General features: G+C 58.3%; 14 protein-coding genes. 8 read left to right on the top strand and 6 right to left on the bottom strand.

Annotated elements, in window-relative coordinates; genetic code table 11:
- Window positions 1–19 precede the first annotated feature (19 nt).
- Window positions 20–1,414, top strand: a complete 1,395-nt coding sequence (gene sthA / locus ALP40_RS16325; protein ID WP_122209252.1) for a Si-specific NAD(P)(+) transhydrogenase — start codon at window positions 20–22, stop codon at window positions 1,412–1,414.
- Between the two features lie 42 nt (window positions 1,415–1,456).
- On the opposite strand, the gene ALP40_RS16330 is transcribed toward sthA, so the two are convergent.
- Together ALP40_RS16330 and ALP40_RS16335 are read right to left on the bottom strand one after the other, a co-directional pair.
- Window positions 1,457–2,179, bottom strand: a complete 723-nt coding sequence (locus tag ALP40_RS16330) for a glycerophosphodiester phosphodiesterase (RefSeq protein WP_122209253.1) — start codon at window positions 2,177–2,179, stop codon at window positions 1,457–1,459.
- 54 nt (window positions 2,180–2,233) lie between these two features.
- Window positions 2,234–2,821 carry a PilZ domain-containing protein gene (locus ALP40_RS16335; RefSeq protein WP_122209254.1) on the bottom strand — a complete coding sequence of 196 codons (588 nt, stop codon included), beginning with the start codon at window positions 2,819–2,821 and terminating at the stop codon, window positions 2,234–2,236.
- 102 nt (window positions 2,822–2,923) lie between these two features.
- Here ALP40_RS16335 and ALP40_RS16340 point away from each other — a divergent pair, with 102 nt between their 5' ends.
- The 4 genes from ALP40_RS16340 to queF all read left to right on the top strand — a co-directional run bounded on the left by ALP40_RS16340 (window position 2,924) and on the right by queF (window position 7,171).
- Window positions 2,924–4,174 carry a lipoprotein-releasing ABC transporter permease subunit gene (locus tag ALP40_RS16340; protein WP_122209255.1) on the top strand — a complete coding sequence of 417 codons (1,251 nt, stop codon included), beginning with the start codon at window positions 2,924–2,926 and terminating at the stop codon, window positions 4,172–4,174.
- Window positions 4,175–4,181: 7 nt separating this feature from the next.
- Window positions 4,182–4,865: a lipoprotein-releasing ABC transporter ATP-binding protein LolD gene (lolD, locus tag ALP40_RS16345; RefSeq protein WP_181116581.1), complete on the top strand. Its 684-nt coding sequence runs from the start codon at window positions 4,182–4,184 to the stop codon at window positions 4,863–4,865.
- 62 nt (window positions 4,866–4,927) lie between these two features.
- Complete coding sequence (locus ALP40_RS16350) at window positions 4,928–6,172, top strand: lipoprotein-releasing ABC transporter permease subunit (protein ID WP_122209257.1); 1,245 nt, start codon at window positions 4,928–4,930, stop codon at window positions 6,170–6,172.
- 168 nt (window positions 6,173–6,340) lie between these two features.
- Window positions 6,341–7,171: an NADPH-dependent 7-cyano-7-deazaguanine reductase QueF gene (queF, locus tag ALP40_RS16355; protein ID WP_122209258.1), complete on the top strand. Its 831-nt coding sequence runs from the start codon at window positions 6,341–6,343 to the stop codon at window positions 7,169–7,171.
- A gap of 53 nt (window positions 7,172–7,224) precedes the next feature.
- Here the strand turns inward: queF and ALP40_RS16360 are convergent, their stop codons facing one another.
- Entirely contained in the window at window positions 7,225–7,491 is a 267-nt protein-coding gene (locus tag ALP40_RS16360; protein ID WP_122209259.1) for a DUF4404 family protein, read from the bottom strand.
- Between the two features lie 102 nt (window positions 7,492–7,593).
- Complete coding sequence (locus ALP40_RS16365; RefSeq protein ID WP_122209309.1) at window positions 7,594–8,205, bottom strand: HAD family phosphatase; 612 nt, start codon at window positions 8,203–8,205, stop codon at window positions 7,594–7,596.
- A 191-nt stretch (window positions 8,206–8,396) separates the two neighbouring features.
- Here ALP40_RS16365 and ALP40_RS16370 point away from each other — a divergent pair, with 191 nt between their 5' ends.
- A complete protein-coding gene (locus tag ALP40_RS16370; protein WP_122209260.1) occupies window positions 8,397–9,098 on the top strand; it encodes a VacJ family lipoprotein in 702 nt (233 codons plus the stop codon).
- A gap of 78 nt (window positions 9,099–9,176) precedes the next feature.
- Here ALP40_RS16370 and ALP40_RS16375 read toward each other — a convergent pair whose 3' ends face one another.
- Entirely contained in the window at window positions 9,177–9,476 is a 300-nt protein-coding gene (locus ALP40_RS16375) for a PilZ domain-containing protein (protein ID WP_004881036.1), read from the bottom strand.
- A gap of 266 nt (window positions 9,477–9,742) precedes the next feature.
- Here ALP40_RS16375 and rssB point away from each other — a divergent pair, with 266 nt between their 5' ends.
- Window positions 9,743–10,924: a two-component system response regulator RssB gene (gene rssB / locus ALP40_RS16380; RefSeq protein ID WP_122209261.1), complete on the top strand. Its 1,182-nt coding sequence runs from the start codon at window positions 9,743–9,745 to the stop codon at window positions 10,922–10,924.
- Window positions 10,924–11,409 carry an anti-sigma factor antagonist RssC gene (rssC, locus tag ALP40_RS16385; RefSeq protein ID WP_024663048.1) on the top strand — a complete coding sequence of 162 codons (486 nt, stop codon included), beginning with the start codon at window positions 10,924–10,926 and terminating at the stop codon, window positions 11,407–11,409. The genes rssB and rssC overlap by 1 nt, the downstream gene beginning before the upstream one ends.
- Window positions 11,410–11,487: 78 nt before the next feature.
- On the opposite strand, the gene tal is transcribed toward rssC, so the two are convergent.
- On the bottom strand, window positions 11,488–12,423 hold the full coding sequence (gene tal / locus ALP40_RS16390) for a transaldolase (protein WP_122209262.1): 936 nt from the start codon (window positions 12,421–12,423) through the stop codon (window positions 11,488–11,490).
- Window positions 12,424–12,629: the final 206 nt, after the last annotated feature.

Raw genomic sequence — 12,629 nt, forward strand, 5'->3', positions numbered from 1 at the left:
GACTGTTAAAGGAGTACGCATGGCTGTCTACAACTACGACGTAGTGGTACTGGGTTCCGGCCCTGCCGGAGAGGGCGCGGCAATGAACGCCGCCAAGGCAGGACGCAAGGTCGCGATGGTCGACAATCGTCGGCAGGTTGGTGGCAACTGCACTCACTTGGGCACCATTCCATCCAAGGCACTGCGTCACTCGGTCAAACAGATCATTCAATTCAACACCAACCCGATGTTCCGCGCCATTGGCGAGCCACGCTGGTTCTCCTTTCCGGATGTGTTGAAGAACGCGGAGATGGTCATCTCCAAGCAGGTCGCCTCGCGCACCGCCTACTATGCCCGCAACCGGGTCGATGTGTTCTTTGGGACGGGCAGTTTTGCCGACGAGAACAGCGTCAACGTGGTGTGCCCCAATGGCGTCGTGGAAAAGCTGGTAGCCAATCAGATCATCATCGCTACCGGTTCGCGTCCTTATCGCCCGGCGGATATCGACTTCAGCCACAAGCGCATCTACGACAGTGACACCATCCTCAGCCTGGGCCACACCCCCCGTAAGCTGATCATCTATGGCGCCGGTGTCATCGGCTGTGAGTACGCGTCGATCTTCAGCGGCCTGGGTGTGCTGGTCGAGTTGGTGGATAACCGCGATCAACTGCTGAGCTTCCTCGACACCGAGATCTCGCAGGCGCTGAGCTATCACTTCAGCAACAACAATGTGATGGTTCGCCACAACGAAGAATACGAAAAGGTCGAAGGCCTGGATAACGGTGTGATTCTGCACCTCAAATCCGGCAAGAAGATCAAGGCTGACGCCTTGCTGTGGTGCAACGGCCGTACCGGTAATACGGACAAGCTGGGCCTGGAAAACATCGGCCTCAAGGCCAACGGCCGTGGTCAGATCGAAGTCGATGAAACCTACCGCACCAGCGTTGCAAGCGTGTATGGGGCAGGCGATGTGATCGGTTGGCCGAGCCTGGCCAGTGCGGCTTATGACCAGGGTCGTTCAGCGGCAGGCAGCGTGGTGGACAACGGGAGCTGGCGTTACGTTAACGACGTGCCGACCGGGATTTACACCATTCCGGAAATCAGCTCGATCGGCAAAAACGAACACGAACTGACCCAGGCCAAAGTGCCATATGAAGTCGGCAAAGCCTTCTTCAAGGGCATGGCGCGTGCGCAGATTTCCGGTGAGCGGGTCGGGATGCTGAAGATCCTGTTCCACCGCGAAACGCTGGAAGTGCTGGGCGTTCACTGTTTCGGTGACCAGGCTTCAGAGATCGTACACATTGGTCAGGCGATCATGAATCAGCCAGGCGAAGCGAACACCATGAAGTACTTCGTGAACACCACGTTCAACTACCCGACGATGGCCGAAGCCTATCGGGTAGCCGCTTACGATGGCCTCAACCGGCTTTTTTAAGCGACTCCGGCCGGTGGCCTGAGCCGGCCGGGGCGACCGATTTCAGCGATTCCCGAGGGTGGCGGTGGCCAAACCGGGAAAGTCTGTAATCAGGCTGTCTACGCCGAAGTCCGCGAGCCTGCGCATCAGGGCAGGCTCGTTGACCGTCCATACCGACACATGCAAACCCTGGCGCTGCGCTTTTTGCAGACGCTCGGGCGTGCATAACGTCCAGTTCAACGCCAGAATCTCGCAACCGTAGTTCTGCGCGACCTTCAACGGGTCGAGCCAGGCGTACTCGGCCACCAGCCCGCGCGAAATATCCGGAGTCAGCTCGACAGCGGCGCGCAGCACTTCACGCGAGCTTGAGGTAATGGTGACCTTGTCCAGCAGACCGTGACGCTGAACCATTTCGCGAATGGCCAGCACGGTGTTCGCCGCACGGGTCCGCGAGGCGCTTTTGACTTCCAGTTGCCAGTGCTCGAAATCACATTGCTCGAACAGTGTTTCCAGACGTGGAATAGGGCAGGGGCTCACCCAGCCTGGCCCGCCTTTGCGGGCGTCGTAGGTCACAAGGTCGGCGGCAGCGTGTTCGTTGACTTTGCCTCGCCGGTCGGTAGTGCGCTTCAGGGTGGGGTCATGAATGACCATCAATTCCCCGTCGCGAGACAAATGCAGGTCCAGCTCGCAACGGCGGACGCCATGCTTGAGGCATTCCTGAAAGCTGGTCAGGGTGTTTTCCGGTGCTTCGCCCTTGGCGCCGCGGTGGCCGTAGATAAGGGTCACGTTTACTCCTGGCCTGAAAGGCGCCAACTACTGTGTGAAAGGTAAAAAGGCTTGTCAGACACCTGGCGACTGGCCTCGCTCCAGCGCCTGGCGGCGTTGCTGGGCCTGACGCTGCAAGACATGGCGGGCAATCAGTTGGCGTTGGGCATCGGGCAATTGCACGAACTCGACCCATACCTCGAATGCCCCATCGGCCAGCGGGGTGCTTTGCGTGACTCGGGCATGCAACATCAGGCCGGCGGCCTGAGGCATCAGCACCATCTTGATCGACAGTTCTTCCCCTGGTGAATAACCTTGCAACGAATTGAATTGCAGGCCGCCTTCGGAGAGTTTGACGGGCTGCGGCGCGCCCAGTTTGCCCAGCGCGGTGTGCGCGACCACCTGGCCCAGCAAGTCGATACGCTTGTTCAACGACTTGAGAAAGCTGTTGAGCACGCGGTCTCGCTCGTCGAGCTGGCGCAGCAGGTGCTGTGATTCGAACTCGCTGACATGCAGCTCGCTGAGCAGGTCGAACAGCGCTGACGTTTCCTTCATCGCCTCGTGATTGGCGGTTTCGGCGGCGGACAGCGGGTTAATTTCCAGTGCGACGCTGGCATCGATACGGTAGTATTCGCGGCGTTCTGCTTCATCTAATGTCGACATGGCGAACCCATGGTAGCGGCGGTGGTCAGAGAGTCTCGAGTGTAAAGCTGCACGTCAAGGCCCGCCACACGGACGTCCTCATTCCTGCGAACAAAGTCCCTAATGTTCAGACCTCTTTTTGTATTTATAGGCACGCGCTACACACGTGCAAAACGACGTAACCATTTTGTTTCCTTCATTTCCCTGACTTCCATGATTGGCCTGGCGCTTGGCGTTGTGGTGATGATAGTCGTCTTATCGGTGATGAACGGTTTCGATCATGAAATGCGTACCCGCGTGCTCGGCATGGTGCCGCACGCTACCATCGAGTCCGGTGATCCGATCACCGACTGGAAAGCGCTGGCCGCCAGGGTTCAAGAGAATCCCCAAGTGCTCGCGGTCGCGCCTTTCACCCAGATGCAGGGCTTGCTGACCCACGAAGGCAAAGTCCAGAAAGTGCTGCTCAACGGCATCGACCCGGCCCAGGAGCGCAAGGTGTCGATCATCGACAACTTCATCCAGCAGGGCCAGCTCGACAGCCTGTCGCCCGGCAGCTTCGGCATCATGATCGGCGACAAGGCGGCCGCCAAACTGGGCGTCAAGGTGGGTGACAAGCTGACGTTCGTGGCACCTGAAGTGTCGCTGACGCCCGCCGGTATGTTCCCGCGCATGAAGCGTTTCGAAGTGACCGGCATTTTCCATGTGGGCGCTGGCGAGATCGATGGTTACCTGGGCTTGACCAATCTTGACGATCTGGCGCGCCTGCATCGCTGGAAGCCCAATCAGGTTCAGGGTTTGCGCCTCAAGTTCGACGATCTGTTCGCCGCACCGCGCACGTCATGGGAAATCGCCCAGAAGCTGGGTGAAAACAATTTCTACTCCCGTGACTGGACCCGCACCCACGGCAACCTGTATCAGGCAATCCGCATGGAAAAAGCCATGATCGGTTTGCTGTTGCTGCTGATTGTCGCCGTTGCGGCGTTCAACATCATTTCCACGCTGGTGATGGTGGTCAATGACAAGAAGGGCGACATCGCCATCCTCCGCACACTGGGCTCCACGCCGCGTCAGATCATGGCGATCTTCATGGTGCAGGGCACGGTCATCGGCGTCGTCGGCACCCTGATCGGCGCGGCGCTGGGGATTTTGGCGGCGCTCAATGTCAGCGCGGCGATTTCGGCGCTCGAAGGGCTGATCGGCCATAAATTCCTCAACGCCGATGTCTATTTCATTGATTACCTGCCCTCGCAACTGATGGCCCAGGACGTGTTCCAGGTCTGCGGTGCGGCGTTGATCCTGAGTTTTCTCGCCACCCTGTATCCGGCCTGGCGTGCTGCGCGCACCCAACCGGCGGAGGCGTTACGTTATGAGTGAGTCGGGCATGTCTGATAAAGCAGTATTGAGTTGCCGCAACCTGGGTAAATCCTACGAGGAAGGCCCGGAGTCAGTGGTTGTATTGTCCGGCCTGCAACTGGAGCTGCACCCCGGTGAGCGGGTCGCCATCGTCGGCAGTTCCGGGTCGGGCAAAAGTACCTTGCTCAATCTGCTGGGCGGTCTGGATACGCCATCGCAAGGCAGTGTCTGGCTGGCGGGTGAAGAGTTGTCGGCGCTGGGCGAAAAAGCCCGTGGCCTGCTGCGTAACCGCGCGCTGGGTTTTGTGTACCAATTCCACCATTTGCTGCCTGAGTTCACCGCTTTGGAGAACGTCTGCATGCCGCTGCTGATCGGTCGCACGGCCATCCCCGAGGCCCGTCAGCGTGCCACGGCACTGCTGGAGCGGGTCGGCCTGGGTCATCGTCTGGCGCACAAACCATCGGAATTGTCCGGTGGCGAGCGTCAGCGCGTGGCGATTGCTCGTGCACTGGTCAATCAGCCGGGGCTGGTGATGCTCGATGAGCCTACCGGCAACCTCGATCATCACACCGCTCAGGGCATTCAGGATTTGATGCGCGAATTGAGCACTTCCTCGCGCACGGCATTTCTGGTGGTGACTCACGACATGAGTCTGGCCAGGCAGATGGACCGCGTGTTGCGCCTTGAAGACGGCCGCCTCGTCGACGCTTGATTCACCCGGCCCGGCGCAATCCATCGCGCCGGGTTCTACATTTTCTCTACGGTGCTCCGCGAATGTTCAGACCGTTACCCATCTTTATCGGCATGCGCTATACCCGCGCCAAACGCCGCAAAAGCTTCATTTCGTTCATTTCGATGACGTCGATGATCGGCCTGGCACTGGGCGTGCTGGCGATGATTGTGGTGCTATCGGTGATGAACGGCTTCCAGCGTGAAATGAGTTCCCGGATTCTCGGCATGGTGCCCCATGCGGTGATCGCCGGCACGACGCCGGTGGATGACTGGAAGCCGTTGGCGGCTGCCGCGTTGAAAAATCCCGAGGTTACGGCTGCCGTACCGTTCACTGACATGGAAGGCATGTTGTCCTACAAGGGTTCGATGCAGCCGATCCAGATCAGCGGCGTAGACCCGGCCCTTGAACATGAAGTGTCGATCGTGACCCAACACATCACGCGCGGCGCTCTGGAAGACCTGAAGCCTGGCGAATTCGGTGTGGTGCTGGGTGACCTCACTGCGCGTCGGTTCCGCTTGAGCGTTGGCGACAAGCTGACCTTGATCGTCCCTGAAGTCAGCAACGCGCCGGGCGGTATCACACCGCGTCTGCAGCGCCTGACGGTTGTCGGTGTGTTCAAGGTCGGCGCCGAGCTGGATGGCTCTATGGCGCTGATCAACATCGCCGATGCGGCGCAAATGCAGCGCTGGCAGCCCAACCAGGTGCAGGGCGTGCGGCTGGCGTTAAAAGATCTGTACATGGCGCCGCAGGTGTCGACGGCGATTGCCAGCGGCCTGGGGGACGGCTATCGCGCCGATGACTGGACCCACACCCAGGGCAGCCTGTTCAGCGCCATGAAAATGGAAAAGACCATGATCGGTCTGTTATTGCTGATGATCGTCGCGGTGGCTGCGTTCAATATCATCGCCACGCTGATCATGGTGGTGAACGACAAAGGCGCTGACATCGCCATCCTGCGTACCATTGGCGCAACGCCCAGGCAGATCATGGCGATCTTCATGGTGCAGGGCACGGTGATCGGTATTGTCGGGACCATGATCGGCGGCGTACTGGGCATCATCGCTGCGCTGAACGTCAGCAGCCTGGTGGGCTGGGTCGAGCGGGTCACTGGCCAGCACATCTTCAGCTCCGACGTGTATTTCATCAGTAACCTGCCGTCCGAGTTGCAGGCGGGCGATGTGCTGCTGATTTGCAGCGCCGGGTTCATCCTGAGCTTTCTGGCCACCGTTTACCCGGCCTGGCGTGCCGCGCAAATTCAGCCTGCGCACGCGTTACGCTACGAGTAACCCTCAAGTCTGTACATCGAACCGTTGCCGACCGTTAACAGGGTCGGCAGCGGTTTTCTTTTCAGGCGCGTGCCGTTCGTGCTGAGGGCTTTGGGTAAGAGATTGTCGCTGAAAGCCTGCCGCAAACCCTATAAACTCGCCGCGTTAATTCATGATCCAGGTATCGCCATGCATCCCGCAGCCGAACACTCGCCGCTGGGCAAGTCCAGTGAGTACATTGCCACCTATACACCTTCCTTGTTGTTCCCGATTCCGCGTGCCGCGAAATGGGCCGAGCTTGGGCTGACAGCCGAGACGCTGCCGTATCAGGGCGTCGATTACTGGAATTGCTATGAGCTGTCCTGGTTGCTGCCGTCGGGCAAGCCGGTGGTGGCGATTGCCGAGTTCAGCATTCCGGCCGAGTCGCCGAATATCATCGAGTCGAAGTCGTTCAAGCTGTACCTCAACTCGCTGAATCAGACGGTTTTCGATTCCCGCGAGCAGGTACAGGCCACCTTGGAAAAGGACCTTTCGGCCGCTGCCGGAAAACCTGTCGGTGTGCGTATTCGCAGTCTTGATGAGGTCGAGCGTGAGGGTGTCGCGGCGTTACCGGGCGTGTGCATCGATGATCTGGATATCAGCGTCAGCAGCTATGACAGGCCACAACCTGAACTGCTTCGCTGCGATGAATCGCGCATCGTTGAAGAAAGCGTGTACAGCCATTTACTCAAATCCAACTGCCCGGTCACCAGTCAGCCGGACTGGGGCAGTGTGGTGGTGAAGTATCGCGGCGCGGCTCTGGACCCTGCGAGCCTGTTGGCCTACATCGTCAGTTTTCGCCAGCATTCGGATTTTCACGAGCAATGCGTAGAACGGATTTTTCTCGACCTGCAGCGACTGCTCAAGCCGGAAAAACTGACGGTGTATGCGCGTTACGTACGCCGCGGCGGTCTGGACATCAACCCGTATCGCAGCACTGAAACGCTCAGCGTGCAAAACGGCAGGCTGGCGCGGCAGTAGCGTTTCGGCTAGTTGACTGATCGTTCCCACGTGCCTGCGTGGTAACGCCGCCATCAAATCCCGATGTTGCCTAATGTCTGCAAAACGTTGCGCAGGGTGCCTGCGATGGCCGGGTGTTCCAGTTCGAAGCGCTCGACTGCCAGGTTCACGCCATCTGCAAGACTGGGATCTTCGTGGGTGGCGTTTTCCAGTTCGATTCTGGTTTCGATCTGTTGCATCAGCTCATGCAAATTGTCGCGTTCGGCTTCGGACAGCGGGGGATTCTGCTCCAGTTGCTCGCGCAGGGTATTGAGTTGTTCTTGCAGTTCGCGGGCAGGCATGACGTGCTCCTTCATGATAAGTCTGCCCAATGGACTACGCCGCCGGGCTAAAGGTTCGTGATGCCTTAAGACTAATCCACTCCAGAGCAGACTGCATATGTGTCAGGGCTTTTCGCCTTTGCTGCGGCGCAACGCAATGTCCGCGAGGCAGGATTCGAGTTCACCGAGATGGTCGATCACCGAATGCACGCCCAGCGCATAAAGTTTGAGCGTGGCATTGGCGCGTCGCCGCTCACGTTCCGCATCGCTCAAGTCCTGCCATTGCGAGGGAGACAACCCACACAGCGGGCCGCAAGACGCCAGCCCGATCGTCCACAATCCGGCATTCAGGCCCGACTGCAGCAAGCGTGGGTCACCACTGATCAGTACGCAGCCATCCAGTTGGCGGACGCCCAGCGCCATCAGCGCTGTCCAGCACGCATCCGGTGCTGGCCATGTTGCGGCAGGGCGTGGCGCGGGCACGATCCAGTCGTGGACGGGTTTAGAAAGTTTATGACTGAGTGTTTCAGGAAGTTCATCGAGCCAGGCACAGGGCATGCCTTGTTGGCGCAGTGCTCGCAAAGCCTCCAGTGCGCCAGGCGTGACCTGCGCATAATCGCAATCCCGGTCCGCCGCAGGGTTCGCAGCCTGGGCGCCAAAGTCCACAAGGCAGCCGCTCAGACCGAAAAGCAGGGCGGGAAAGGCGGGCAGGGGATTGAGAACCGGCGCGAGCATGGTCATCTCTCTCAAATACCAACGCACGCTACAGCTCTTTTGTGACACTGCGATGAACGAGCCATGACGACGTGTCACTGCGTTGCTTCGCTGACAGAACTGCCTTATTTGCCGCAGAACGCTTTATACTGCCGGTCCTTGCGTGTGGGGGCGTAGCACCCGCGTCATTATTTCGATCAGGAGTGTCAGCTATGCCCGTGACCGGTGCAGGCTTTATAAAACGTCTGGCTCAGCTATCTGTCTGCGCCGGCATGGTGCTGGTTCCAGTCGTCGCTCAGGCGGCAGAAGACGATCCGTGGGAAGGCGTGAACCGTGCCATTTTCCGCTTCAATGATGTTGTCGACACCTACACGCTCAAGCCGTTGGCCAAGGGTTATCAGTACGTCGCGCCGCAGTTCGTTGAAGACGGCGTGCACAACTTCTTCAATAACATTGGTGAAGTGGGCAACCTCGCCAACAATATCCTGCAGGCAAAACCTGCTGCAGCGGGCGTCGACACTGCTCGCCTGATTTTCAACACCACCTTCGGCCTGTTGGGCTTTATTGATGTGGGCACCCACATGGGCCTGCAGCGCAATGATGAAGACTTCGGTCAGACGCTGGGTTACTGGGGGGTCGGCAGCGGCCCGTTCGTCGTCCTGCCGCTGTTGGGCCCTAGTACCGTGCGTGACGCGTTCGCCAAGGTTCCTGACACCTACACCACCCCGTACCGCTACATCGACCATGTGCCGACCCGTAACACCGCATTGGGTGTGAATCTGGTCGATACCCGTGCAAGCCTCTTGTCGGCCGAGCGCATGATTAGCGGCGACCGCTACACCTTCATCCGCAATGCCTACTTGCAGAACCGCGAGTTCAAGGTCAAGGACGGGCAGGTCGAAGACGATTTTTAATCGTTTCTGCGTGAGTTGACGAACAATAAAGGCGACCAAGGGTCGCCTTTATTGTTTTTCCGGAATGTGAACCGTTCCTCACTTCATGGATACGATGGACAGCCCCAGTTTTTGTCCGCCACCTTCTTCGTCCGTCACCCAGACAACTTCCGTATCGGCTTCAAGGCCCTTGAGCGCGGGATGATCCGAATCGATGCTGACGTTCAATTTGTCCCCGACGCTGAATGAACGCGGCGCCTGAACCTGCATGCCGGAGCTGGAAAGATCAATGCATACGGCGGGAATGACCTGGCCTGCATGGATCAGATTCACGTCAGCGTCGACGCGCATGCGGATGTAATCCCTTTTCTCCTCGTAGTCGCGATCAGTTCGACTCATGTCCAGTCCTTCGTTTTGGTTGCTGATGTGACCGTTCTTATAACTCCCGGCGATTTGCGATGTAAAGAGCGCAAAGTCCGGGCCGGAGTACGCTTGAAACGCCCGTCGGATGGGAGTACCGTCTGCGCCTTGAAGGGCACCTCTGAAACACGATGCGCAGCAGCATTGCGCACGGATCGTTTAAGAGAGGCTAGAAGCGAATCCAGTAAGCAGGTTCCGGTTAACCGGGCCGCCTACGCAAACCTGATCTGGCGCCGTTTGCCCACATGCCAAAAACCAGTGCCACGCTGCTGATAATCGACGACGACGAAGTCGTGCGTGCAAGCCTTGCCGCCTATCTGGAAGACAGTGGCTTTAGCGTCCTGCAGGCAAGTAACGGTCAGCAGGGAATTCAGATATTCGAGCAGAACACCCCGGACTTGGTTGTCTGCGATTTGCGCATGCCGCAAATGGGTGGGCTTGAACTGATCCGTCAGGTGACTGCCATCGCGCCGCAGACGCCGGTCATCGTCGTGTCCGGTGCAGGCGTCATGAGTGACGCCGTCGAGGCGTTACGCCTGGGCGCTGCGGATTATCTGATCAAGCCTCTGGAAGACCTCGCCGTTCTTGAGCATTCGGTGCGTCGAGCGCTTGACCGGGCTCGCCTGCTGAAGGAGAACCAGGTCTACCGCGAGAAGCTGGAAACTGCCAATCGCGAGCTGGAAGCCAGTCTTCATCTGCTTCAGGAAGATCAGGACGCTGGCCGTCAGGTGCAGATGAACATGTTGCCCATCACGCCCTGGTCAATCGATGAGTTTCAGTTTGCTCACCAGATCATTCCTTCGTTGTACCTGTCCGGCGATTTTGTGGACTATTTCAGGGTCGACGAGCGGCGTGTCGCGTTTTATCTGGCTGACGTGTCCGGGCATGGTGCCTCTTCGGCCTTCATCACGGTGCTGTTGAAGTTCATGACCACGCGGCTGCTGTTTGAATCCAAGCGCGGCGGAAACTTGCCTGAGTTCAAGCCCTCCGATGTATTGGGGCACATCAACCGCGGGCTTATCAGTTGCAAGCTTGGCAAGCACGTGACGATGGTCGGTGGCGTTATCGATGAAGAGTCAGGCAAGTTGACTTATGCCGTCGGCGGCCATCTTCCGTTGCCGGTACTGTACACAGAAGGTCAGACGCGCTATCTGGAAGGGCGCGGACTTCCTGTCGGGCTGTTCAACGAAGCGACCTATCAGGACCATGAAATGGACCTGCCGTCTTCGTTCAGTCTGACCATGTTGTCTGATGGGATACTCGATCTTCTGCCCGGTGATACACTCAAAGAGAAAGAAGCCGTTTTACCTGAGTTGGTGAAGACGGCTGGCGGCAGCCTGGATGGCTTGCGTCAGGTTTTTGAATTGGCAACGCTAGGGGAGATGCCGGATGATATCGCCTTGTTAGTGTTAAGCAGGAATCTTTAATGAGTACCGGTAGAATCCAGTTCGCCGAGCAGGAAGGCACCTTCGTTCTCAAGTTCGTGGGTGAAGTGCGGTTGACGCTGTGTTCGGCTTTGGACGCGACTATCGAGCGAATCTTCACGGCCCTGAATTTTTCGGCGGTGGTAATCGATTTGACCGAGACTCGCAGCATCGACAGTACGACGCTGGGCCTGTTGGCCAAGCTCTCGATCCTGTCCCGTCAGAAAGTGGGTCTGTTGCCAACGTTGGTGACCACCCACGAAGACATCACGCGGCTGTTGCAGTCGATGGGCTTCGACCAGGTGTTCAACATCGTCGACAGGCCCATGCCACGTCCTGAGTGTTTGACTGACCTGCCGTCGCAGGATCAGTGCGAAGAAGTGGTCAAGGCCAAGGTGCTGGAAGCGCATAAGATCCTCATGGGTCTTAACGATTCCAACCGTGAAGCCTTCCATGATCTGGTCAACGCGCTCGAAGGTCAGCGCTAAGCACATTTTTCGCCTGTCCGGCTGAAGTGCAGGCAGCAAAAAGGGCGACCCCCGCGAGGAGGTCGCCCTTTACTGTTTTCAAGCCTTGGCGGAGAGCAGTGCCTCGAGCTTTTCCTGATCACGTGCGAACTGGCGGATACCCTCGGCCAGCTTCTCGGTGGCCATCGCATCTTCGTTCGATGCCCAACGGAACTGGCTTTCAGTCAGTTTGTGGCCAGCTTTGCCATCTTCACCAGGGTTGCCTGGCGAGAGCTTGCGCTCCAGTGTGCCGGTGTCTTCAGCCAGTTGCTTGAGCAGATCCGGACTGATGGTCAAACGGTCGCAGCCCGCCAGTTGTTCGATCTGGTTCAGGTTGCGGAAGCTTGCGCCCATCACGACGGTCTTGTAGTCGTTGGCTTTGTAATAGTTGTAGATGCGCGTCACGGACTGCACGCCCGGATCTTCGGCACCGGTGTAATCCTGACCGGACGATTTCTTGTACCAGTCGTAGATGCGGCCCACGAACGGCGAAATCAGGAACACACCTGCCTCGGCGCAGGCAATGGCCTGGGCGAACGAGAACAGCAGGGTCAGGTTGGTTTGAATGCCGTCCTTTTCCAGCTTCTCGGCGGCGCGAATGCCTTCCCACGTAGACGCCAGCTTGATCAGTACGCGATCACGGCTGATACCGGCTGCATCGTACAAGCCAATGATGCGCTCGCTGCGCTCGATCAGTGCGTTGGTGTCGAAAGAGAGGCGAGCATCGACTTCAGTGGAAACGCGGCCCGGAACGACCTTGAGAATTTCCTGGCCGATGGCCACGGCGAAGCGGTCGCAGGCCAGGCCGATATCGCCTTTGCTACCACTGAATGCGTCTGCCAACAGTTGCGAGTTGCTTTCGCTAGAGGCGGCCTTGAGCAGCAGAGACGGGTTGGTAGTAGCGTCCTGCGGCTTGAGGCTTTTGATGGCGCCAAAGTCGCCGGTGTCGGCAACAACGGTAGTGAATTGCTTGAGTTGATCCAGCTTGGAAGTCATGAGCGTGCTCTGTCCTGTGCGGTTGGATGACATTACCCGAGCGTTGCCGCCCACTCAAGGCCGTGGCGCATAACGTTTGCGCATCAAAGGCATCGAGGATCGGCATTGTCGTGCAAACCTTGTCGAGAATGGTTTTGAGCCTCAGCCAGGCTGCTTGTTCCCTGAACCTTGATTTATGCGTTTTCCGTAGTCCTGCGTCACCGTTT

The sequence above is a fragment of the Pseudomonas viridiflava genome, assembly GCF_003702045.1.
Classification (GTDB): domain Bacteria; phylum Pseudomonadota; class Gammaproteobacteria; order Pseudomonadales; family Pseudomonadaceae; genus Aquipseudomonas; species Aquipseudomonas viridiflava_C.

Excerpts from the sequence above, each read along its gene's own strand:
- sthA (WP_122209252.1), top strand. The coding sequence starts at position 20 with ATGGCTGTCTACAACTACGACGTAGTGGTACTGGGTTCCGGCCCTGCC.
- ALP40_RS16335 (WP_122209254.1), bottom strand. The coding sequence starts at position 2,821 with ATGTCGACATTAGATGAAGCAGAACGCCGCGAATACTACCGTATCGAT.
- ALP40_RS16340 (WP_122209255.1), top strand. The coding sequence starts at position 2,924 with ATGTTCAGACCTCTTTTTGTATTTATAGGCACGCGCTACACACGTGCA.
- lolD (WP_181116581.1), top strand. The coding sequence starts at position 4,182 with ATGTCTGATAAAGCAGTATTGAGTTGCCGCAACCTGGGTAAATCCTAC.
- ALP40_RS16350 (WP_122209257.1), top strand. The coding sequence starts at position 4,928 with ATGTTCAGACCGTTACCCATCTTTATCGGCATGCGCTATACCCGCGCC.
- queF (WP_122209258.1), top strand. The coding sequence starts at position 6,341 with ATGCATCCCGCAGCCGAACACTCGCCGCTGGGCAAGTCCAGTGAGTAC.
- ALP40_RS16360 (WP_122209259.1), bottom strand. The coding sequence starts at position 7,491 with ATGCCTGCCCGCGAACTGCAAGAACAACTCAATACCCTGCGCGAGCAA.
- ALP40_RS16365 (WP_122209309.1), bottom strand. The coding sequence starts at position 8,205 with ATGCTCGCGCCGGTTCTCAATCCCCTGCCCGCCTTTCCCGCCCTGCTT.
- ALP40_RS16370 (WP_122209260.1), top strand. The coding sequence starts at position 8,397 with ATGCCCGTGACCGGTGCAGGCTTTATAAAACGTCTGGCTCAGCTATCT.
- ALP40_RS16375 (WP_004881036.1), bottom strand. The coding sequence starts at position 9,476 with ATGAGTCGAACTGATCGCGACTACGAGGAGAAAAGGGATTACATCCGC.
- rssB (WP_122209261.1), top strand. The coding sequence starts at position 9,743 with ATGCCAAAAACCAGTGCCACGCTGCTGATAATCGACGACGACGAAGTC.
- rssC (WP_024663048.1), top strand. The coding sequence starts at position 10,924 with ATGAGTACCGGTAGAATCCAGTTCGCCGAGCAGGAAGGCACCTTCGTT.
- tal (WP_122209262.1), bottom strand. The coding sequence starts at position 12,423 with ATGACTTCCAAGCTGGATCAACTCAAGCAATTCACTACCGTTGTTGCC.